Here is a 22,566-nt window from a genome sequence, read left to right as displayed (position 1 = left end):
TTCATCCAGTGTGTACGCGTCTCCTATCGATTGGTAAATACCTAGCTTCTTCAATGCCTTACAAACTGAAATCAGATGCAAATGATTTTGATAGTCCCAATAGGCTGAGAAAGTAGATCGATCAAGCGTCCAGAAGGTTTGTTCAGCCTGTTTATATCCTGCTCGGAGAAGATCTTGCCATTGTTGCTGATGCTTTGAAGAGTTTGCCCGCTCTATTTGCAATAAGCCAGATTCTTCGCCAGGTTGAAGCACAATATAAGCCACTAGAGCCTGGTTCTCATGAGTATTTTTTAATGTCGTAACAACGGCATTTTTGATGGATTGATGCTGCATTAAGGTAGCTTCAACTTCCCCAGGTTCAATCCGATATCCGCGTAATTTTATTTGAAAGTCGACTCGCCCTAAAAATTCAATATTTCCATCAGGTAAATAGCGCCCTAAATCACCTGTTTGATAAATTCGCTCACCTGTACGAGGGTGTTGGATAAAGTTAGCCTCTGTTTTTTCCTTATTTCGCCAATACCCTTGGGCTAACTGAACTCCAGCACAGTGCATCTGACCTGGAACCCATACGGGACAGTCTTCTAGTGCATCATTCAAAATGTAGTACTGCGAATTAGCCATTGGCTGACCATAGGGAATACTTTGCCAATTAGGATCAACCTCCTCAATTAAATAGCCAATGTTCCAAATCGTTGTTTCTGTTGGACCACCAATACTTAGTATTTGTATCTGTGGCACGAGAGCACGTACCTGATTGGGGAGCGAAACGGGTAGCCAGTCTCCCCCTAAGATTGCTAGCCGTAAACTGTCAGGTAGACTTCTAGAATGGCTATCTGCATAGCGAACTAGCATCTCCATCATGGCAGGAACTGAATTCCACAACGTCACCCGATGTTGTTGCAATAGGCTGGCCCAATGAGCCGGCTCTTTAACTAAGGCTGCATCAGGTAGAACAATTGCTCCCCCAGTACTCAAAAGTCCGAAGATGTCATAGACTGATAAGTCATGATTAAGTGCCGTAAGAGCTAGGATGCGATCGCAGGCATCAATGTTGAAGCGCTGGTTAGTATTAACAACCACATTGATAACGTTACGATGTGAAATCATCACACCTTTCGGATTGCCTGTAGAACCAGACGTGTAGATCACATAAGCTAAATCATCAGAACCTTGAACAAGTTCGAGATCCTCTGTAGATTCATCTGCCAAGGAAAACTGATCAATATCATCCACATCCAAGCAGTGAATTTCTGAAGGATATTGCAACTGTTTTAACCAAGATTGAGTGAGGACAATCCGCGCCTTACTATTCTCTAATAGGTAAGATAACCGCTCTTGAGGAAGCTCAGGACTAATCGGAACATAAGCTGCACCAGCCAACAAAGTCCCCATCACTGCAACAATTTGTTCCCACCCCTTTTCCATCACAATGGCTACTAGCTGGTTAGGGCGAACGCCTAAGGCACGTAATCGATGGCCAACTTGCTTTGATAATTCATACACCTCTTGATAAGTGAGGTTGCGGCGGGAAGAAATAACCGCAACCTCTTTGTCCCTTAGTTTTACTTGTTCTATAAATAGCTGATGCAGAGTGATTTCAGGAATGGGGATTAATTTAGCATTGGCCTTAGAGCGTTGGTTAAGTTGATTTGGTAAGGCAAATTGACGACTTGTCTCAGTCCAAGCTGACTCAGATGATGCCAACTTTTGCAGGAATCGACAATATGCTGAAAACATATCATCAACCAACCCTTGTGGAAATAGCTCTTCAACAACATCCCAGTTGAACGTTAGAGTATTATTCTCTTCCCAAACTTGAACATCTATCCAAGCTTGTGACGCTTGGCTGATGCCATACACTAACTTGCCGAAGTGACTAAACGTACGAGTGTCCTGTCCCAGTGAACTGAAACCTAACGTGCTTGTAAAGATAATCGGCATAGCACTGGGCGCAGTGCCTCGCTTGCGGGATAATTCTCGTACTACACGGACACCACTGAAATAGCGATGTTCCAAGTCTCTCCATAATTGCTGCTGAAGCTGCACTGCTTGGTCCGCAAAAGATTTGGGCACTGAGTGATCGGCTTCTAACAAGGTAACAGACGTAAAATCCCCCAAAATATGGCTAACTTGGGGGTGCATCGGCAAACGGTTGAAAAGGGCAAGATTTATAGTGAACCGAGGAATTTTACTCCAAACTGCCAAGATTTCAGAAAAGGCTGATAACAATAATCCAGAGGGTGTTAAACCAGCTTGAGCTGCTTTCTGCTTCAATGCTTGCCAAACAGACTGTTCTAACCCACCTTCGTATCGTCTACATCGATGATGCTGAAGATCGCTAGGACGTTTTGCTAAAGGTAAATCTGGCGCTGGCGGTAGGGTATCCAAGCGATTCAACCAATAGTCTTGTGATTGTCGATACTGTTGCGTCTCCTGTAAAGATTGCTCAGCTAAGACATAGTCCCGAAATGAAATTTCAAGGGGGACTAATTCAGCGTTAGATGCTTGATAAAGCTGAAACCATTCATCAAACAGTCGAAATAGGCTCCAAGCATCAAATATTTGCAAATCATAACTAATATGCAGCCGAATTTTGCCTTTGTCTAAGCGCGTCGCCCGAAACTCAAACAGCGGATATTGGTCAGCAGGTAATACTTGATGAGACATTCGATGACGAATGTCGTTGATTCTAGCCTTTACTACAGGATCTGGCTGCGATCGTAAGTCTAATATTTCAATTTGATAAGGAGGAACTTTTTTCAGAACTTGCTGTTGCCCATCGGGCAAAACAATTGCCCGTAACATATCATGGCGATCAATTAACTGTTGCAATGCCAAATTCAATTTTTCTAAATCTAAATCATATGACTCAATCTCGTAATAGCCATGATTGGCAACCTCACCCAGTTCCAACGCACCACTGCGCCCTACCCAAAAGGCGTGCTGCATATCTGTCAAAGGAAAAGGCTTATAGCGATCTTCTGGCCGAGGTGCTACGTTAGGTAGCTGATTGACGTTAACATTCAAAACCTCACTATATTGATGTAATAGCGAAAGTAACTCTGCTTTATGCTGCGTAATAGAACAACTTATATCTGGAGTAATAGCTCCCTTAGGTGCGTCAACTTCTAACGCATCGCCGTAAAGAGATAATTTTACTCCATGACTGGAAAAATAATTTAACAACGAATACAGATCCATAATTACACCAAAGTAAATTGATGATCTACTTATCTCATTGCGAGCCAAACAGATTACAACTCTTGTTCCTGCAAGCTTTAAAAAGGAATACTTAATGTGTTTATTTTACTAGGCTATTTCGTTTCGAACATCAGAAAACTAGAACTAATCTTTCGAGGCCTGTTCCAACGATTCTAATCTACCTCGAACAATATCAATTTTTCCGATGCTACCTGGTCATAGCAAGAAGATAAATCCGAGCCTAGCTCTATAACTAAAGCATCAGGATGGGTCGTAATATGGTTCACTACAACATCATCAATCAGCTTTGTTCCAATAGCAATTCCCGCTTGATAACTCCAACTATACCAATCCTCCGAGTCAGCAGCCCAATTTAATTTCTGCCTCCATTCCATAGCTCTAGGATTACAAAACAGCCTATTCTCTCGCTGATGTTCATCAGCTCCTCCCCTAAACGTAAAAATTGTGGGGTGCGAGGAGCCCCGGTTAGTTGTGTCATCAGCATAGGAAGGATGTCTCCGTACCCTTAACCTATCGTTTGCAATGGTATTAGGATTAAGTAATACAGAGCCCTAAATATTTCTGACGTTCTACACAGTCAATAGAAGAATGGAGTTCTAATTTCTGGATTTACCTATCCTTGTATTCAATAGAAGACATGCCTACATCAATATAAAGTTCTCAATTGCATAGAGCTACCTCAATGACAGCTCAAAAATTGCTACCACAGAGATTAGGACGTTGCTTGCAACAACAGATGGAACGTTAGGTTGTGGAAGGCCATCCGCCTAAATTTTATAATTCTCACTTGTTTCCTAACATCCATACAATACTTTTCTGAAGGCAATGGATAGATATTCCATACCTTCGCTCCCGTAAAAATTACATGGAGAAACCCAGACAGTTGATTCACCTATTGAGTAGGCTCAATTTCTTTACTCTAGCCGTATACTCCACAGCTAGCAAAGTCATTCTAACTATTAGAAGACTATCTTTCGTCTGAGTCTTTCTTCTCAAGATACCCCCCTTTTCCAACAGGATTATCTACAGAGTGCAATAGTAACGATTCTCAGATGGTATTCATCTATGTATAAGCAGTCAAGAATTTAAATTGTGAGCCATGCATCTTGCTATCAGGTTAATCTAAAAATTCGCTAAGCCTAGGGTTTGAAAAAGCATTTATGCTTCAAAACCCAGCTACTTAGGCCGCAAATGTTTGTTCATTAACTAACCTTATCCTCTCTTATCTGACCCAAGTTAATACTACAGGACTAAAGCAGTAATCAGTTCATCACAATAAATATTTCCATATTTCCTATCCCAAACGGATCATCATCTATCCTCAGTAGAGCATAAATGAACACTGTTATGGTTCAGTAGATAAGAAAACAGCCTGGATGAGGGGACAGTATCGTTTAACGGCATGGGCTATAAACTCCAGCAGGGTCGCGAGCGGAAACATTCGCCTGTTATAGGTGCAAATCACGCGTATCTCACAAGGGACGGTCCCGTACCGAGAGCCGGTCAAGAGATACTCAGTGACATAGCTACACCGCTCTTTGAGCAGTTGCCTGGTCCCCCTGCTTACCGCGTACAATGACCGGCATCAGAAAAGGGGTATCGATAGCAATGACATGTTTGTGTTTCTTGAGTCGTCCTTGGGACCAGTCGAGACACCTTGGAATTTGCCTGTGACTCCATCTATCATTGGTGGACTCAGCATGGCATCAACGACTATCCCACGGCTACCTCAATTAGCCCCTTGTGTGATGCAGGCGATAGCAATAGTGCTAGCCACTAGATCTTCCAAGAAGATTTACAGCTGTTGGCCCATGACTTGGGTCTCGAGATTCGGATTGCTCATTGGAACTATGTTGCTCAAGCACAACAGGTCTAAAATTGGAGTTTATCAAATCCTTTTTCTTGAGCGGTTACTATACCGTTCAAGAACAGTTAGTGTGGACCCTTAGGTGTTCCAGGTTACTAAGACGTTAGCACAATGATCCTTTCTGAACCGCCCCAAGGCTTTCTCGATAAAACAACAACCTTGTTCCGTTCTCAACGCTTAATAGATAGACTTGGCCTGCGTCCACTATTTGGCTCAAGAGAGCTATCTTCAATTCATTTCAGATGTGCATTAGAGTATACACAATACCTATAGGAGGGTATATTGAATTACGACATTACATCGTTCAACCTCATTACAACCCCCTTTACTAGTTAAAGTTGCTGGATATATTGAAACATTCCCACTGGTCGCTGACTCACTACCTGGAGTTTGGCGGTGTTACCGATGCCCGTTAGATTCACCCCTTAATTCAGCAACACCTCTTTTCTCAGGCTCCCTAAAAGATCGATGCTCTATAAACAGTCGGGGGCACACCAAATTTCTCTTTAAATGCAGCACTAAAAGACGTTTCACTAGCATAGCCGACAGCTCGTGCAATTTCAACAATACTGAGCGCCCTGGTGGCAAGTAAGTCTTTAGCATGATGCATTCTATGCTCTCTAAGATAGCCAAAAGCAGTTTTACCTAAAACTTGACGAAAACCAATCTTGAGCTTGTAATCATTTAGACCAACTAGTTTAGCTAAGCTTGCTAATGAAGGTGGATGAGCTAAATCATTTAACAGAATCTCTTTGGCCCAATGAATTCGATCGATATCAGTAGGTTTGAGGGCAGGAGTTCGAGATTTTGTCTTTGCACTAGATGAAAGATGATCTAGAAAGCAGGCGAATACTTCAAGTGCTTTGCTTTCTAGATAAAGACGTTTTGTGAGGCCATGGTATGGGCACTTTAAGACTTGCTGCATGGCCATTTTCATTGTGTGCGTCATCCAATCAGTTTGTAAATAAGGGGACCTATCTTTCCCTTTCATAAGCCGCTGAAATTGGGTAGGGAGCGACTCAGCACGGCCATTCAATAAAGTATCGAGCACTTCAGTATCCATGGAGATATTGATAAATGAAAATGGTTTTCCAGCACAATACTCAATTGTCCCAAGTGTATCGGATGTAACACCCCAGCCAATTTGCCCTGATTTGAAGCTCAATTCCTCTTTGACCCCTTTGATCGTTCCCCTGGAACTGCCTGAAACGCAGAAGCCGAGAGTCAAAGATGCCGGGTGGCTAAATTCAGTCTCTAAGATAAGACGCTTTGGAAATAAAGTATTTTGTACCGATAGCTCAAATCCTGGACGTAACTTATAACTCTTTACCAAACCATTGCAAATACGCGACGGAAATATCAACGTATGCTCATATTCTTCTGAACTGATCGCTAAATCTTCTTGATGACTCAATTCGGCAAATAGTTCGTCTATATTTCGAACAGAGAAATTTACTTTCATGACGTCTGTGTGCAAAGTTTGATGTTGTCAATGAGTAAGTTCAATAAGAGATTTCAGTCTAAGGTCATACTTATTGATATGTTCCTAACATATGTATGAACTTACTCTCTTTTACACTTACTTATTCGGAGGAAGCCTGAAGAATGCTGAGCATTTCTCTAAAATCACTTTGTTAGCCAGCAAGATTAGCGTAAGAAACTATTTTAACGAGCAGAGAGGGAAGCTATGAAATTATGCCCGTTTCCGAAGAATCAATTGAGTCATTAAAATGTGAACCATCATTTTTGTGAACCATCACTTTTGTGAACCATCACTTTGGATGACTCGGTTAAATTCTTATACTCAGCTCTTGCACGTATGTTGGTGATGAGGCAATAACCCACGTCGGGTTCAAAATCCAACGCTAATTAAGGGCTGTCTGCTAAGGTGAAAACTTGGCCGTAGGGCTCTGGATATAGAGCTTTTACCGATCTCTCAACCCCTTTAGTGGGTTTTGATTCGATTAGCCGTGCAACTTTGAGTCCATGGTGAGCTAACGCTGCCTCGCCAGTTGCAAGATCTGAGCCTTTTACGAATAGCAGGGCTGTTCGCTCAACCGGCAAGAAACACAATTGTCGTGATTCTGTCGACAATCAGTCTATTTTAGGGTTGATTAGTTTGTGTTTCTTAGGAGTTATAGCTTCTAATCAATGGTCGGTAACATTTCCATCCTCAAAGGCCCGTTCGATGACCCAGCATCCTTTGGCAGAATGGGACTTTTGATTCCTTATGGCATAAAGCGACCTGAACAATCCATCAAATAAATCCATAGCTCATTGGATAAAGTTTACCCCTCCGATGAACTCCATTGCCCCAAAAGAGATACTCACTTGCAGTGACTTTACTTGTGTAAGAGACTTTTTCAAGAACCTACTGTCTCAAACATATTCAGGAACGTTGGTAGTCGTAATTGCAGCACAAAACGTTAAACCGAACGTATCAATTGTGGTACACGTCTTCAACCTTCTGTTGTATCGCTAAAATCATCATCCAAAAGCCATGAATCGTTGTGTTAGGACAACACCCCGACTGTAGCCTTTCAGGTTGACTTAGCTTTCTATGTTTATCCTAGATTCTATCTCCATACTTTCTTTGCTTGCCAATAGTAATAAAGCATTATTGAGAATTTATGTCAATAGATGCCATACCCCCTTTATATTACATATCGCTTGAGATAGCTTTCAATTGCTAAATCGGCACTGTAATGCGGCGGAATCATATATAACCGATGCGCTGTCAAATGGCGATAGGATTGATAACTTGCTAAATCTAAGCTCATTGCCAGAATTATTTGGAGTCTGATAACGCTAATCAAATAGCAAAGGAATGTAAAGCAATGAGATTTACGTCATAAAGTATGATATAGAGTATATTATTAAGTAGATAGATCCACTGAAAGGTTCTTTAGCTACTGGTAATCTTTCTTGATTGGTCTATCTGAAAAAAGTCACTCATTCATCTGTCATAAGTAGTCTAGGTAACCTTTAAAGAGTCAATTCTGAAGGTTAAGTGATTTGAAAAAGCTTTTGCAACACTTATGTTGTTTAGAGGAATGAAATACTTTAAAATTCAGGCTACATGGAAATGGACCGTTACTTAACTTTTCCTGGTCGGCTTGAATATTTCATCTGTTTTCTAGGTTTATCTAAACTAGCTGTTCGTTTTTCAATCTCTCTGAATTGTATGTTTGAAGTTTAGAGTTGATCGTTGAATGGGGAAAGTTGTTTATTTTAGCATCCCTGTCGATTGAAGCAGTAGATGTTCAATCTATAATGTTACGTTTGCGATATTATCGTTTTTCCTGCTGATGAGACGCCTTGGTTTCCTGGTTAAGGTTTTTGGGGTCAAGCTTTTCCTTATTTGACTTGAGAATCTGGAGGGCTCCTTGTTGTCATGGGTAGAAGTGACAATAACGAAAGCTGGATAACATATATCTAGAAGATACGTACTGGAGTTTAACCCTCCTAAAGCACTAGATTGAGAGAACCATACTCCACTTTTTTCAGAATTGAGATGGAAGCATCAAACAGTTAAACAACTTGTTCACCTCTTAGAAAAGATTTAATTGACTTATCGAAGTATTTAATTTATGAATGCATTACAACCAATGAATGTGCTCATGGATATTTTATATGAGCTAGGTATTCCAACAGATGAGCTTAATCCAGATTCTTTCCTTTATAAGGATTTACAGTTGGACTCGACAGAAATAGTCGAAGTCGCTGTTGTACTGAAGCAGAAATTTGGTGTCAGGATTAAGCTAGAAGGCCGTCGAGATAAGACTTTAAGTGAGGTTTGCGATTTAATCAATTCATCCATATCTAAAGATTCTGAAAATGCTAGTTAAGCAGACTCATCTTGTTTTTGGAGAGATTGTGAATCATGTGGATGGGATTAGCTTGTTGAGGATTGTTTACATGGAAAATTAGTTTTCAAGCCTAGATTTTGACAGACGGGTACAGAGTGATTCTAGATTAGTGATAGCTAAGATTGATTGTCTTAGTTCATATCCATCGTCATTTAAAAAGTTCTCAATCCATGAGTAAAGGCTATTATGGTCAGTATTGATGAATAGTTGTTTGATGTTTCCAGGCTTTCTGCATATTTAAATAGTTGACTTGCTCTGTAGAGTCAACTACCATTCTGTTATGAGAGAATCTTTTCTTATAATAGAATATAGAGGAACACACTTTGTTACAGTCAATGGCTTAGTTTAGGTTATTGTGTTGTTAAGTGATATAGCTGCTGAATGTTTTTTGAAAAAGATTAGCTTTCAATTATTTTTGGACGATTCTCAAGATTTTTGGAGAGTACATAATTCTTGTAGTAAGTTTTTGTAGTAGATCAAGATTTGAGATTAGGAGGTGCTATCATCGCTTACTTTCTTCACTGCCTGCTAGATCAAGATAGGCAAGAGCTAATGAGTTCGTTGCGACCTCAACATCGTGTTTACATGAGAAATCACTTGGAGCAGATTGCTTTTGGTGGACTTGCTTATGATGAAGACTCTGATACCACTGTGATCTGTATTTGCTTAAACGTCGAGTCAGACTCTGAAGCAAGCGACTTTGTTAAAGATGATCCGTATTGGGAGGTTTACAAGCAGGTTAAGATTGAGAAGTTCAAGCAAATGATCCCAGGAGTGATTACTTAAAGACGATCATACGGTGTAAAGTCGGTCTTCAAAGCACTTCTTTTCGGTGTTGCTGTTTTTGGTAAGTCTTTAAAATATGAGTTGCTGTTTGTGCTTTGATAATTTGTTTTCGCTTAAGGAATTTCAACTAAGCGTAAGACATTTTTTCCTTCTAGAGATTCTGCCTAAGATTTTATTAGGATAAATCTTAGGCAATTGGATATGTAATCTGTTTTGAAAAGCCATCTGACTTAGGATTCTATAAAGCTATCGCTTTATTTGGATTGGTTCGGGATTTTAGAGGCTTTAAGGCAGTTTTGATTTAATCTAAGATAGCGTGTGACAAGTTCTTGGCGTAACTAGATTAATTCCCTAATCAATGAAAATCGCAAAACAGATCTACTGTACCAAAAGATATGTGAAGTTTCAGTAAATCTGTTTTGTGATTAATTCTGTAGATCTGCTCAGTTCGAGTTGAAAGAATTTCCAAGAAGCAAGGAGCCGAGATAGTTATGGATGTTAGACGTCATAAATACATTATTGTAGGTGCCGGTCCGAGTGGCTTGCAGCTTGGCTATTTTATGGAAAAAAATCAGAAAGATTATGTCATTTTAGAGCGTAATCAAACTGCAGGGTCCTTTTTTTCTAAATATCCGCTACATCGCAAGCTTATCTCCATCAATAAGAAGAATAATTATTTCCCTGAGGATGATTTTAATTTGCGTCACGATTGGAATTCATTATTGTCTGATGATCCAGAGATGCGCTTTACTGAGTACTCAGATGATTTATTCCCAAGTGCTGATCGACTTTACGAGTATCTTCAGGATTTTGCTAAACACTTTGATTTAAATATTACTTACGGCACTACGGTTTCTAAAATCAAGCGCTATGACAATGGGCACTTTCATCTCGCAACAGAGGATGGGGTCCATTATGAGTGTGAAGCTCTTTTTCTTGGATTAGGCCCAGTGAAAGCGCTGTTGCCAGATGATATTGAAGGCATTGAGCTGGCTACAGTTTATGATGATCAGATCCTCGATCCAGAAACTTATCGGAACAAGAGAGTCTGTATTATTGGACAAGGTAATTCAGCGTTTGAAACAGCGGAGTTTTTATCAGGGATTGCTAGCTTCGTTCACGTCTTTGCTAAAGAACCTATCAAGTTCGCATGGAATACTCATTTTGTCGGAGATGTGAGGGCTGTTAACAATAACATCTTTGATATGTATCAGTTAAAGTCGCTACATGCTGTACTAAATCCTCGATTAAAGCGAATTACTCGTCTGGAAAATGGTTGTTTGCAAACTAATCATAGCTATGATTATCCAAATTCAGACATTCCTGGCTCTCTTGAGTTGACTCGTGAGTATGACCACATAATCTGTTGTTCTGGTTGGCGCTGGTTTGATGAAGAACTCTTTGATGAATCGGCCATGCCATTATCTTGGAAACGAGGTAAGTTTCCAAAGATGACTCCCATCTGGGAATCGGAAAATGTTCCTAACATGTTCTTTATCGGTGCGGCCATGCAGAGCATTGATAGAAAAGCTTCATCTGCTTTCATACATGGCTTCCGGTATGCTATACGAACACTGTTCAAGCTTATAGAGGAGCGCTATGAAAATATTCCTCTGCCCAGCAAGACGATAAAACCATTAGATTGGGATAAACTTTTGGACTGGATGTACGAACGATTTAGCATCGCGTCTGCTATCTTTCAGCTTTTTGGTGTTCTTTCGGATGTTGTTGTCCTAGCCGATGATATGACGGAAGCGACGATTTTTGAGGAACTTCCCTTCAATCATGTAAGAGAACGCCATTTTGACGGAAAACATGTCCTGGTTTTTACGCTTGAGTTTGGTTTCGATAACTTTAAAGACCCAGCTATTACCTTTATGGGCCCCTCTGATCCGGTAGACACTTCCTGTGCGGCATTTTTGCATCCCGTCATTCGACACATTTACAACGGAGAGGAAACCGAGTTTCATTTTGGTGATTCATTGCTGGCCCGGTGGGATCGTCCCCATGGTGACGGAGGTGCCGTTATGTCGTATCACTACTTGTTCCAAAAATGGCTCGAAAATCAGTTAGGAATTGACCTTAACCTGCCAGAGCCTGTAGAAGGAGGCCCTTATCGTAGATGGTCTCAAGAAGAGATTGAAAACTGGAAGTTAAACAATCCACCGACTGATTCTATTGCAAAGTGTGTTCGCCCTGTGTAACGACAAAACCTTTGTGTTGGTGAGCCTAAAGTTGACTTCAGCTTAATCAGCTAGCTAATGATTGCAGGAACCATAGGACAATTGCCATGAAAAGCGTCAACGAAGAGTTACCTGATGTTTTTAATCTTGCTGCATACCTCATTGAGGGTAATCTAAACATAGAGTATAGTGATAGGATCGCTTTTTATACTCGACTTGGAACGTATACTTATACCCAAGTAAATAGTTTGGTCAAGCGTAGTGCTCAATTACTTTCTGATCTAGGTGTAGAGCAGGAAAATCGAGTGAGTATTCTCCTTGAAAATGAACCTGAATGGATATTTTTCTTTTTAGGTGCAATTTGGTTGGGCGCTGTGCCTGTCCCTATTAACCCCACCTGTTCCGTAGAAGATATTGGTTATATCCTTCAGGATTCTCGGAGTAAGGTTTTGCTAACAGCTCAGGTATGGCAAGAAGAAATAGTATCTCTCCCATTAGACTATTTGTGTCATACCCTGCTTGTGGATGGTGAAAATCCCTTCTTGTCATCGCTTGAACATAGAAGTGAATTGATGACTCATGCTCAAACATCTCCCAATGAGCCTGCTTTTTGGCTGTACACATCGGGTAGTACAGGGCGGCCTAAAGGCGTCATTCATGCACATCAAAGCTTTCTTTTCTGTGCCCAAAATTATGGTCAAAGTACTATTGGTTTAAGTCAGGATGATATTACCTATTCGGTTGCCAGTATGGCATTTGCCTATGGGCTAGGCAATAGCCTATACCTACCCATGACGATGGGGGCTGCTTCAGTACTTTCTGCTACTAAAAGTGCTTTTGATATAGTTGATGATGTTAAACGCTATCGACCTACAGTTTTCTTTGGAATACCCAGTGTATATGCCGATCTTTTAGAGGTGGAGGACATTTCTAATTTTGATTCTTCATGTCTACGTTTGTGTGTATCGGCTGCTGAAAAACTCCCTAACAGTATTTGGCAGAAGTGGTTTGATACTCATCATCTAGAAATTTGTGAGGGAATTGGCACAACTGAATTTCTTTATATATTTCTCTCTAATCAATTAGGAAAGTCAAGACTAGGTAGCTCTGGATACCCTGTGGCTGGTTACGAAGTTCAAGTTGTCGATGAAAAAGGGCTTCCTTGCTCTATTGGCGAGATTGGTGAGCTGCAAGTTAGCGGTCCTAGCCTGATGTTAGGTTACTGGAATCGCCTGAAGGAGACTCGTAAGGCAATTCATGGTTCTACGATGAAAACTGGAGATAGGTATAGACGAGATCGTGATGGTTTCTTTTGGTTCGTAGGACGGAAGGATGAACTGTTTAAAGTTAAAGGGCAGTGGATTTCACCTTTGGAGATAGAAGAGGTCTTGCATCAGCACCCACACATCCATGAAGTTGCCGTGGTGTCCTCCTCTACCCATGGTGAGCAGTTAACTGAAATTGTCGCCTATATTAGTCTCAAGCCAGAGCAAATCTCTTCCCCAAAATTAGAAAGAATGATTTATCAGTTCGCCAAGCAGCGACTACCCCATTTTAAGACACCTAAACGTATGTTCTTTTTGGATAGCCTACCTCGCACATCCACAGGAAAAATTCATCGACAGGTGTTGAAAAATATGCTTTCTGAACCTCCATTAGCTATTGCCAATTAAGCAATACCAGGAATTCTAATTTAGTCTGTTGAAAAGTATGTAACCCCAAAAGGAGAAAATGAATGGTACTGGATTTTAAACCTTCGACCAAGTACTATGAAACATTTATTCCTGGCAAAAGAGAACCCGTGATTATTTTGCATAATCTTCTCCAAACCGGAATATTTTCTAAGTATATGATGTACGAGTCAAAGGACGAGACTTGTATAGCTGGGGGTGAGTTAGCAAAAGTTTTAGTCACTCAGGAACAGATTTCTTTAGAGGGATTAGGTGCATCTAAATCTGAACCTGTTAGTGATCCCCTTAAACAAGTCGAGAATCTTTTGAATTCCTTACGCTTTGAAGATTGGACAGCTTATGGCTATGTTGCCTTTGATATAGCCCGATTTTATTCTTCTTATTCTAAGGCAATTGACCAACCGCTTTGCCATTTTTTTATTCCTGAAACTGAGTTACGCTTTACCAAAGAGGGGGTCAGGATTAAAACAACTAAACCTCTAGAAACAATTAGAGACCAACTCTTTTTTGATGGTCAGATGCCCAGCTTTGAATCAGCATCTTTGATATGTGATGATAGCGATCAAGAGGCCTATCAAAGCTCTGTCAATCAAATGGTTAATGTTATTAAAGAAGGACACTTGCATAAAGCTATTATTGCTCGATCACGTGAGATTTCTGGTACCTTAGATGTCTTAGGAACCTACGAGGTTGGCTCAAAAGTAAATAATGCAGCTCGTTCCTATTGTTTGGATTTTAAGGACATAAAAGCTGTTGGTTTTAGCCCTGAAACCCTTGTAGAGGTGAGTCAAGATGGGTTTGTAACGACTAATCCTTTAGCAGGGACTCGACCTCGTAGCAGTACTTTAGAGGAAGATATCAAGCTGAGCAAGGAACTTTTTACAGATGCCAAAGAGGTTAAAGAGCATGCCTTATCTGTGTGGCTAGCACAGGATGAAATTACATCCGTTTGTTTGCCAGGTACAGTGCAGGTGTTCAACTTTATGGAGGTTAAAAGGTACCGATGTGTACAACATTTGTCATCAAAAGTTGGTGGCCAGCTGCAGCCTGATAAAACCTTTTGGGATGCCTTAAAAGTGTTATTTCCAGGAATTACAGTTTCCGGTATCAACAAAGATAAAGCTCTGGAATGGATAAATCATTTGGAATCCGAGCCCAGAGGTCTTTATGCTGGAGGTATTGGGTGGTTTGATAGTCGTGGCAAAGCAGATCTAGCGATCGCAATTCGTTCAGCCTATCAATATGGTGAACGTACTTATCTGAATGCGGGAGCAGGAATTGTAGCTGAATCAATTCCTCAAAATGAGTACACTGAGTCTGTTAATAAGATGAATACAATGTTAACCAATTTAGTTTTGAAATCTTGAGAAGAAGCTTGAGTGACTGCTCTAATCGTTCAAGCTCAAGCCTATTTGATATTCATACGACTCTATCTCTCATGCCTTGAGATATTAAACGCCAACTATCTTAAAGCTAGTCTGGTCATGACGTTAACTATCCTGATGTAGTTGGTCACGGAATTTATTTGGTAGAAATCAGCCGCTTTCAACAACTAAGAAATGAGCTGAGAGAATCTTTAGATCATCATTGTTTCACGCACAGAGCGCACTGCAACTCATTCTCTGGAGAACGCCACCTTCACTTTTTGGTAGACTGTTTAGCTGGAAAATTGTTGTTGTAAAAGTACTTGGTCAAGACAATGTTCCTGAAAATCCTTAGCAGAGCATGGATATTCAAAAGCGGCCTAACGATCAGCTATTAGTAGTCCTTAACGGAGAGATGTAAAATGTTGCTGATCGGCGAAGAATTAGAGCATAGAGTCACACGCCATCCTATGCGTTAACTAATGCGATTGTCCTTGGCTCAAACCAAGGGGTTAGGGTAAAAAACATTATTCCAATCCACTTTGGGGAAATGTTGGACGATGAGTGATTAGTGATGGCGAGTCTACATTACCTCATATACTCACTGAGTTCTGAAATAGCAGTTATGAAGATTCAATCAGTTGGTGTTATTGGTGCTGGCACAATGGGCATTGGTCTTGCCCAAAATTTAGCCCAGACAGGTCATCAGGTTACGTTGTTAGATGTTGCTGATCGGATTTTGGAAAGAGCTGAAGCCGAAATACGAAAAAATCTACGCATGCAAAATTTTTTCTCAGCCTCTAAATCTAACATTTCTCTTGAGCTGAGTACTATAGAAATTCTTGATAAAATTATTTTTTCCACAGATTATCAACAACTTAAAGATGTTGAATTTATCGTTGAAAATGCCACAGAAAAATGGAATTTAAAGCAAACTATTTATGAAAAAATAGATGAAGTTTGTCCTGCTGAGACTATCTTTGCAGCTAATACATCAGCCATTTCCATTACACGATTCGGTTCAGTAACTCAGCGGCCAGATCGAGTAATTGGTATGCATTTTATGAATCCTGTTCCAATTAAACCCATGGTGGAAGTGATTCGCGGTTACCATACCGCTGACGCGACGATTCAAAGTGCTCAAACATTGTTAAGACAAATGGGTAAGGACTCGATTGTTGTCAATGATTCCCCAGGGTTTGTAACTAATCGAGTCATGATGTTGACCATCAATGAGGCAATTTTTATCTTACAAGATCAGGTTGCTACTGTTGCAGAAATCGATCGGTTATTTAAAGGATGCTTTGGCCATAAAATGGGGCCTTTAGAGACGGCAGATCTCATTGGTTTGGATACTATTCTTTATTCGATTGAGGTTTTGTATGAAAGTTTTAATGACGACAAGTATCGCCCTTGTCCCCTACTCAAGAAGATGGTAGATGCGGGGCTATATGGCTGTAAGAACGGTAAAGGTTTTTACACCTACATTCAAGGGCAAAAGGTATCTGATTAAGCTTTTATCCTTGAATATTCACGAAGTTTTAAGGTCATTTTTACTGAATAAGGTTAACAAAAATGAAAGAAATCAAAAAAAAAATCTACTCGTTTCTATCAGGTCACTTTAGCGATTATCAATTGAAAGAAGATGAAGATATTTTCGCAACCGGTTTTATTAATTCTATGTTTGCCATGCAGCTGGTTCTCTTCATTGAGAAAGAATTTCAGTTGACTATCAGGGATGAGGAACTTGATTTTGAAAATTTTAGGACGGTTAATGCGATGACTCGATTGATCGAGAACAAAGTCTCTGTCACCACTAGTCACTAATGTTTTGATGTATTCTCTGCCCCTTTGGTATCAGCGACAGTGTATTAACTTGTGCTGTCGAGTACTACAAAGTTTATGCATATCATAATTGCCAGTTATTTCTCATAATGAGTATAAGTTTTGCTTGGGATTCAGATCAACTTGACTTCCGTAAGTCAGTCATTAGCTTTGCTCAAAAGGAATTAAATCAAAGGTTAATTGAGAGAGATCGGAATAGTAAATTTAATCAAGAAGGTTGGATAAAATGTGCCGACTTTGGCATCTTAGGTTGGCCAATTGCTAAGGAGTATGGCGGACAGGATCTAGATTTTTTGACGATTATATTGGGCTTAGAAGGGTTAGGTTATGGTTGCAAAGATAATGGCTTAGTATTTGCCATCAACAATCATCTTTGGAGTTGTGCCGTCTCAATCGCCAATTTTGGCACTGAGGTTCAAAAGCAACAGTATCTACCATCTCTTTGTCAAGGAAAATCTCTTGGAGGACATGCTTTAACAGAGTTAACGTCCGGTTCAGCAGCCTTTGAGATGAAAACTGAAGCTATCCGTCATGGAGATTACTATATCTTAAACGGCACCAAAACGTTTATTAGCAATGCCCCTATTGCTGATGTCTATGTTACATTTGTTCGTACTGACTCAGAGGTAGATATTCAGAAAGGAATTTCTGCTTTTATCATCCACAAAGATTTACCTGGTTTGACGATCGAGAAAGAGTGGGAAAAGTCAGGGCTTCGTACGGCACCGATGGGTGAATTGGTTTTTCAAGATTGTAAGGTACCGGTTGACCATCGCTTAGGTCAGGAGGGGCAAGGCTATAATATTTTCCAGTCAACAATTATTTGGGAACGAGGATTTTTATTTGCTAGCCAGGTGGGCGTGATGGAAAGAATCTTGGAACAATGTGTCAACTATGCTAGAAAACGGCATCAGTTTGGCCAGTCCATTGGTTCTTTTCAAGGAATTTCCCACAAAATTGCTGATATGAAGATGAGATTAGAGCTAGCAAAGCTAATGCTATATAAAATAGGATGGCTGAAGAAAGAAGGTAAACGAGCTTTCTTGGAAGCTTCGATTTCTAAAGTTTTTATCAGTGAAAGTTTGCTTCAAATTTGTCAGGATGCCATCCAAATTCATGGTGCTAGAGGGTATATGACTGACTATGAATTAGAGAGGGAACTCCGAGATTCTATTGCTGGTACTATTTATGCTGGTACGTCTGAAATCCATCGCAATATGATCGCTACACTCATAGGTATTTAATCTTTTATGAGTATCAATTCAAGGTGGGGAGTAATTCTGGGAAAAGGAGATAGCATATAGAATGCAGTAGGACTAATACTTCTAGCTCTTGCATTCTATATTTCCACCTACCAAAATTTCCCAGATTAAATTGATCTCCACCTTTTATTTAATCAAGATTTTCTATCATTTAGGCTTAAGGAAAGAAGTATGAGTATGAACAGTCCATCTGTTTTGGTCTCACTTTATCAAGAAAATGATTATCAGGGTCTTAAGTCTGATAATCAATGGCTGGATTTATGGCAACATCGTATTGAAGCTTTACCGTTAGCGCCAGAACTACCTTTATCACGAAACCTCGATAAGCTTAATCCCAAGCTGATCCAGTATAGTCACCAAGTTGATTCTGCAACCTGGCTTCGGCTGCGAGAACAGACTGTGCAGTCTGGGTTAATGCCTAGTGAGATTGTGTTAGCAAGCTACGTTGAAGTTCTAACAGCCTGGAGTAAAAACTCTCACTTCACCATTAATGTGGTTGAACAGTCAGCTCCAGGTATCGGTGCAAAAGCCGAATTCGGGTTAGCAGCTAATCAATTCAAGCCAGGTAATAATTCATTCACCTTACTAGAGATCAATCACTCTGCTTCTGACTCTTTTGGGAATAAAGCTAGGCATATCGCAACACGCTTGAGAGATAATCCAAAACATCGATCAGAAGTTCAGTTTCAACAACTAACCTCATTGTCTGAAAACTCCTTAGAAAAGCTAAAGTCTATATTGGCTACATCCTTTTTTATTGAGCCTACAGAAATTAAAAAAGATGTGGCCACAAAGAATGATATAGCCATCCCAGCTGTGACAGTTCCTGCTCATTTAGAATGTCGATATCGGGAAGAAAACAACACGCTAACTATTAGTTTAAATGTTGATGAAGGTCTCTTTCCACCTGGCATGGCTAAAGATATGCTAGTGTCTCTCTGCCATTTATTACAACGCCTGGCTTATGAGGAAGACATTTGGCATGCAAATACATTGCAGATGATTCCTTGCACTCAACTTGAGCAGAGGGATACAGTTAATGAGACATCCACCTCGTTATCTGAGGAGACACTTTATAGCTTATTTGTTACACGGGTTCAGCAGCAGGGCGAATCAATTGCCATTGTTACCCCAAAACAATCATTCACTTATGAAGTTTTATATCAACGCATTAGCCAATTAGGTCATTATTTAAGACAGTTAGATGTCCGACCTAATCATCTAATAGCAATTGTTATGGAGAAAGGATGGGAACAGATTGTTGCGGTGCTTGGTATCTTAGCTGCTGGCGCTGCCTATGTTCCAGTTGATCCTGAGTTACCGCCAGAAAGATTCCAATATCTTTTAGAGAATAGCGGTGTAGACATTGCTATAACTCAGTCATGGCTAGACGAGAAGCTATCCTGGCCATTGTCGATCCGTCGATTAGCCCTTGATCAAGAACATTTTCATCAGGGTAATTATTCTCAATTATCGCTAATCCAAAGTCCTGATGATCTGGCTTATGTCATTTATACATCTGGATCCACAGGTTTACCTAAGGGGGTAATGGTTACCCATCGTAATGTGGTCAATGTGGTTATCCATACTAATCAGCTTTTTCAGGTGAATTCCAGAGATCGGGTTTTAGCACTCACTGCCCTCAACCATGATCTATCTGTTTATGATATCTTTGGTCCTTTAGTAGCTGGAGGAACCATTGTGATGCCAGATGCTGCTGCTGTTAAATTTTCTCGTCACTGGCTTGATTTGTTGATCAAAGAGCGGGTAACTCTATGGAATTCAGTGCCTGCCATGATGGAAATGCTAGTCAATTATCTTGATATTACGTCTGAAAAGCTACCGCGGAGCTTACGTTTAGCAATTTTGGGCGGCGATTGGCTACCAGTTTCCTTAGTGAATCGCCTAAAAGCACTCTCACCTGATTTAAGTATTCTAAGTATTGGTGGACCCACTGAAACTACAATCTGGAATATTGGTTATCTAATTCGCTCAGTCAATCCTGATTGGAAGAGTATTCCTTATGGGAAGCCTATGGCTAATTCGAAGTACTATATTTTAAATGATAATCTTGAAGACTGTCCGGTGTGGGTTCCAGGAGAAATGTATTGTGCCGGTGTTCAGTTAGCTAGAGGCTACTGGCGCAACTATGAAAAAACAGCTGCTAACTTTATTAATCATCCTCGAACTGGTGAGCGGATATACCGGACTGGAGATCTAGGTTGTTATTTACCAGATGGTAATATCGAATTTTTAGGTAGAGTTGACTTTCAACTTAAATTGCGGGGCTACCGCATCGAAGCCGGAGAAGTTGAAGCCGTACTTACAGAGTACCCTTCCATACAAAATGCCGTAGTTACAGTTGCAGAAACGCAACAGCATCAAAAATATTTAATAGCTTATATAATTCTTCAGCGGGGGCACGTTTTTAACATTGAAGAAGTTCGCAGTTTTCTCGAAAAAAAATTGCCGTCATACATGGTTCCATCAGACTTTCAGGTCTTGGATGTTTTTCCGTTGACAGCAAATGGTAAGGTTGATCGTCTCATGTTGTCACAAGGGAGAATTACTCGATAAACAATCATGCCTATAGGGTACATTTTTGTTGCTTGAGCTTATGAGAGAGACATTTTTGATGAATAAGTGGATGGTTTGTTTCCATCCAAGATCTCATCCTAAGCTGAGATTGCTATGTTTTCCACATGCAGGTGGTTCGGCCAGAGTATTTCATAAATGGTCTGAACTATTACCGTCGACAGTTGAGGTATGTGCACTTGAGTTGCCTGGACGAGGTAAGCGTCTATTGGAAACTCCATTTACTAACATTGATTTATTGCTGTCAGCCTTAGGCCCTGAATTATTACCTTTTTTAGATGTTCCCTTTGCGTGTTTTGGCCATAGTCTAGGAGCACGGATTGCTTTTGAGTTTTGTCGATGGCTACAAGAGACAGTTCAGCTTACTCCTCAACATCTTTGGGCAGCAGCAGCCCGCGCCCCTCATCTACCACCGGATACTAAACCAATACATGGTTTGCCTGATCCTGACTTTATTGTTGAATTAAGACGATATAGTGGCACGTCTGAAGAGGTTTTGAATAATCCTGAGCTCATGGGCTTAATGCTCCCTGCTCTGAAGGCAGATTTTTCATTACTGGAAACATATCAATATCGCCCTAGTGCTCCACTAGATTGTCCAATTACTTGCTTTTGGGGACAATGGGATGACATTGCGATTCAGGCAGATGTGGCAGCCTGGCAGCAGCATACGAATACATTTAGCCTAGAACCCGTTCCGGGTAATCATTTCTTTCCCCATGATCCCCTGTTTCCCAAAAGATTATTATCTAAACTGATGAAATTTAACTGCGTTGAGTCTCCTAGTTGAAAAACTCAATAATAAGACAGATGACTCCATCAGTCCATCATCTCCAATGAATCTGACGTTACCGGTTTGCTCGCATATTCACGTTTGGCAGCTACACATACCTTGTTTTCGCTTTGAACTTGATCGCTGGTTTAAGTGGCTATCTAATGATGAATGTGAGCGTGCCCAGAGATTTTTCAGATGCCAAGATCGAGAACGCTTTATTCTAAGCCGAGGCGGATTACGCTATCTCTTAGCCTGCTATCTTGACTGTGCACCCAAATCGCTGGTTTTTGCCTACAATTCTTACGGAAAACCTCGTTTGGCAATTCCCGATGGGTCTTTACAATTTAATTTATCTCACAGCGGCGAATGGGTCGTGTATGCGATCGGATTCAAAGTACTACTGGGCGTAGATATTGAACAGATCTCCTCGCGAACTCGCTTGGATAAATTCCGAACTCGCTTGGAGGGGTTAATCGAGTACTGCCTCACATCAAATGAACAAATTACTTTACCAACATCCCATGTCGAAAGATTAGAAGGCTTCTTTAAATACTGGACCTTGAAAGAGTCTCACCTCAAGGCTATTGGGTTGGGCTTGAGCTATCCCATGACAGATATAGAGATTGCATGGCTTCCCGAACCCAAATTAGTGATTCCGGCCAAGATTGACCAAGCCCCTGTAGGTTGGACAGTCAAGCTTTGGTATCCTGCTGATGGCGCGATCTCAGCTATGTGTGTGGGTCAATCAAAGATTCAGGTAGTGATTCGGTCTTTTCCTGGGCATTAGTGCCCTAGGGATGGCGAGTACTGTTATTAAGGGTGCTACAACTTACAAATTTTTTCCTTAACTTATTTATTAGGTTTTCTGGGCAGTATGGGTAATACTGGTAATGTAGTAGAGACATCTTTTTCCATGAAAGGTTCTGGAGGATGCTAGAAACAAGTTCTTTGGATATACTGCTACGCTCTTTTACTACCTTTAAGACCTGATGCATTGGTGTGTTGTCATTCCTTGGTGTTAAGCCAATATTCGAGCCTAAATAAAGTTATCAGCAGGCTTATCGGCAACAAACTTATCCAGTCGTTCTGAATATTGATTCTAGA

General features: G+C 40.6%; 13 protein-coding genes and 2 pseudogenes. 12 read left to right on the top strand and 3 right to left on the bottom strand.

Features of this window, described 5'->3' with window-relative positions; translation table 11 throughout:
- Window positions 1–249 precede the first annotated feature (249 nt).
- Together DXZ20_RS38710 and DXZ20_RS37330 are read right to left on the bottom strand one after the other, a co-directional pair.
- Window positions 250–3,204, bottom strand: a pseudogene (locus DXZ20_RS38710) (non-ribosomal peptide synthetase); the annotation flags it as partial.
- A 173-nt stretch (window positions 3,205–3,377) separates the two neighbouring features.
- Complete coding sequence (locus tag DXZ20_RS37330) at window positions 3,378–3,599, bottom strand: hypothetical protein (RefSeq protein WP_163659769.1); 222 nt, start codon at window positions 3,597–3,599, stop codon at window positions 3,378–3,380.
- Window positions 3,600–4,867: 1,268 nt separating this feature from the next.
- Here DXZ20_RS37330 and DXZ20_RS38705 point away from each other — a divergent pair.
- A pseudogene (locus DXZ20_RS38705) lies at window positions 4,868–5,005 on the top strand (ISAzo13-like element transposase-related protein); the annotation flags it as partial.
- 544 nt (window positions 5,006–5,549) lie between these two features.
- Here DXZ20_RS38705 and DXZ20_RS09235 read toward each other — a convergent pair.
- Window positions 5,550–6,554 (bottom strand): helix-turn-helix transcriptional regulator, encoded by a 1,005-nt coding sequence (locus tag DXZ20_RS09235; protein WP_163659773.1) that lies wholly within the window; start codon window positions 6,552–6,554, stop codon window positions 5,550–5,552.
- A 2,128-nt stretch (window positions 6,555–8,682) separates the two neighbouring features.
- Between DXZ20_RS09235 and DXZ20_RS09230 the strand changes: the two genes are divergently transcribed.
- The 11 genes from DXZ20_RS09230 (at window position 8,683) to DXZ20_RS09180 (ending at window position 22,249) form a co-directional block, all read left to right on the top strand.
- Window positions 8,683–8,940, top strand: coding sequence for an acyl carrier protein (locus tag DXZ20_RS09230; RefSeq protein WP_163666334.1), 258 nt, complete (start codon window positions 8,683–8,685; stop codon window positions 8,938–8,940).
- A gap of 618 nt (window positions 8,941–9,558) precedes the next feature.
- Window positions 9,559–9,747 carry a hypothetical protein gene (locus DXZ20_RS09225; RefSeq protein WP_163666336.1) on the top strand — a complete coding sequence of 63 codons (189 nt, stop codon included), beginning with the start codon at window positions 9,559–9,561 and terminating at the stop codon, window positions 9,745–9,747.
- 491 nt (window positions 9,748–10,238) lie between these two features.
- Entirely contained in the window at window positions 10,239–11,951 is a 1,713-nt protein-coding gene (locus DXZ20_RS09220; RefSeq protein WP_163666338.1) for an NAD(P)-binding domain-containing protein, read from the top strand.
- Window positions 11,952–12,037: 86 nt separating this feature from the next.
- Window positions 12,038–13,603: a benzoate-CoA ligase family protein gene (locus DXZ20_RS09215; RefSeq protein WP_163697763.1), complete on the top strand. Its 1,566-nt coding sequence runs from the start codon at window positions 12,038–12,040 to the stop codon at window positions 13,601–13,603.
- A 62-nt stretch (window positions 13,604–13,665) separates the two neighbouring features.
- The gene (locus tag DXZ20_RS09210) at window positions 13,666–14,988 is read left to right on the top strand and encodes a salicylate synthase (RefSeq protein ID WP_163697761.1); all 1,323 of its coding nucleotides are present in this window, start codon (window positions 13,666–13,668) and stop codon (window positions 14,986–14,988) included.
- A gap of 622 nt (window positions 14,989–15,610) precedes the next feature.
- On the top strand, window positions 15,611–16,498 hold the full coding sequence (locus DXZ20_RS09205) for a 3-hydroxyacyl-CoA dehydrogenase family protein (RefSeq protein WP_163697758.1): 888 nt from the start codon (window positions 15,611–15,613) through the stop codon (window positions 16,496–16,498).
- A 62-nt stretch (window positions 16,499–16,560) separates the two neighbouring features.
- Window positions 16,561–16,812 carry an acyl carrier protein gene (locus DXZ20_RS09200; RefSeq protein ID WP_163697756.1) on the top strand — a complete coding sequence of 84 codons (252 nt, stop codon included), beginning with the start codon at window positions 16,561–16,563 and terminating at the stop codon, window positions 16,810–16,812.
- 107 nt (window positions 16,813–16,919) lie between these two features.
- On the top strand, window positions 16,920–18,074 hold the full coding sequence (locus tag DXZ20_RS09195) for an acyl-CoA dehydrogenase family protein (protein ID WP_250565690.1): 1,155 nt from the start codon (window positions 16,920–16,922) through the stop codon (window positions 18,072–18,074).
- A gap of 510 nt (window positions 18,075–18,584) precedes the next feature.
- The gene (locus tag DXZ20_RS09190; RefSeq protein ID WP_163697754.1) at window positions 18,585–20,669 is read left to right on the top strand and encodes an amino acid adenylation domain-containing protein; all 2,085 of its coding nucleotides are present in this window, start codon (window positions 18,585–18,587) and stop codon (window positions 20,667–20,669) included.
- A gap of 58 nt (window positions 20,670–20,727) precedes the next feature.
- Complete coding sequence (locus tag DXZ20_RS09185) at window positions 20,728–21,477, top strand: thioesterase II family protein (RefSeq protein WP_250565689.1); 750 nt, start codon at window positions 20,728–20,730, stop codon at window positions 21,475–21,477.
- Complete coding sequence (locus DXZ20_RS09180) at window positions 21,461–22,249, top strand: 4'-phosphopantetheinyl transferase family protein (RefSeq protein WP_163697750.1); 789 nt, start codon at window positions 21,461–21,463, stop codon at window positions 22,247–22,249. The genes DXZ20_RS09185 and DXZ20_RS09180 overlap by 17 nt, the downstream gene beginning before the upstream one ends.
- Window positions 22,250–22,566 lie beyond the last annotated feature (317 nt).

Source organism: Adonisia turfae CCMR0081 (genome assembly GCF_011009555.1).
Classification (GTDB): domain Bacteria; phylum Cyanobacteriota; class Cyanobacteriia; order Phormidesmidales; family Phormidesmidaceae; genus Leptothoe; species Leptothoe turfae.
The sequence above is the reverse complement of the archived record's forward strand: the minus strand, read 5'-3'. Positions and strand labels throughout refer to the sequence as shown.

Excerpts from the sequence above, each read along its gene's own strand:
- DXZ20_RS09235 (WP_163659773.1), bottom strand. The coding sequence starts at position 6,554 with ATGAAAGTAAATTTCTCTGTTCGAAATATAGACGAACTATTTGCCGAA.
- DXZ20_RS09200 (WP_163697756.1), top strand. The coding sequence starts at position 16,561 with ATGAAAGAAATCAAAAAAAAAATCTACTCGTTTCTATCAGGTCACTTT.
- DXZ20_RS09230 (WP_163666334.1), top strand. The coding sequence starts at position 8,683 with ATGAATGCATTACAACCAATGAATGTGCTCATGGATATTTTATATGAG.
- DXZ20_RS09195 (WP_250565690.1), top strand. The coding sequence starts at position 16,920 with ATGAGTATAAGTTTTGCTTGGGATTCAGATCAACTTGACTTCCGTAAG.
- DXZ20_RS09215 (WP_163697763.1), top strand. The coding sequence starts at position 12,038 with ATGAAAAGCGTCAACGAAGAGTTACCTGATGTTTTTAATCTTGCTGCA.
- DXZ20_RS09185 (WP_250565689.1), top strand. The coding sequence starts at position 20,728 with ATGAATAAGTGGATGGTTTGTTTCCATCCAAGATCTCATCCTAAGCTG.
- DXZ20_RS09210 (WP_163697761.1), top strand. The coding sequence starts at position 13,666 with ATGGTACTGGATTTTAAACCTTCGACCAAGTACTATGAAACATTTATT.
- DXZ20_RS37330 (WP_163659769.1), bottom strand. The coding sequence starts at position 3,599 with ATGGAATGGAGGCAGAAATTAAATTGGGCTGCTGACTCGGAGGATTGG.
- DXZ20_RS09220 (WP_163666338.1), top strand. The coding sequence starts at position 10,239 with ATGGATGTTAGACGTCATAAATACATTATTGTAGGTGCCGGTCCGAGT.
- DXZ20_RS09205 (WP_163697758.1), top strand. The coding sequence starts at position 15,611 with ATGAAGATTCAATCAGTTGGTGTTATTGGTGCTGGCACAATGGGCATT.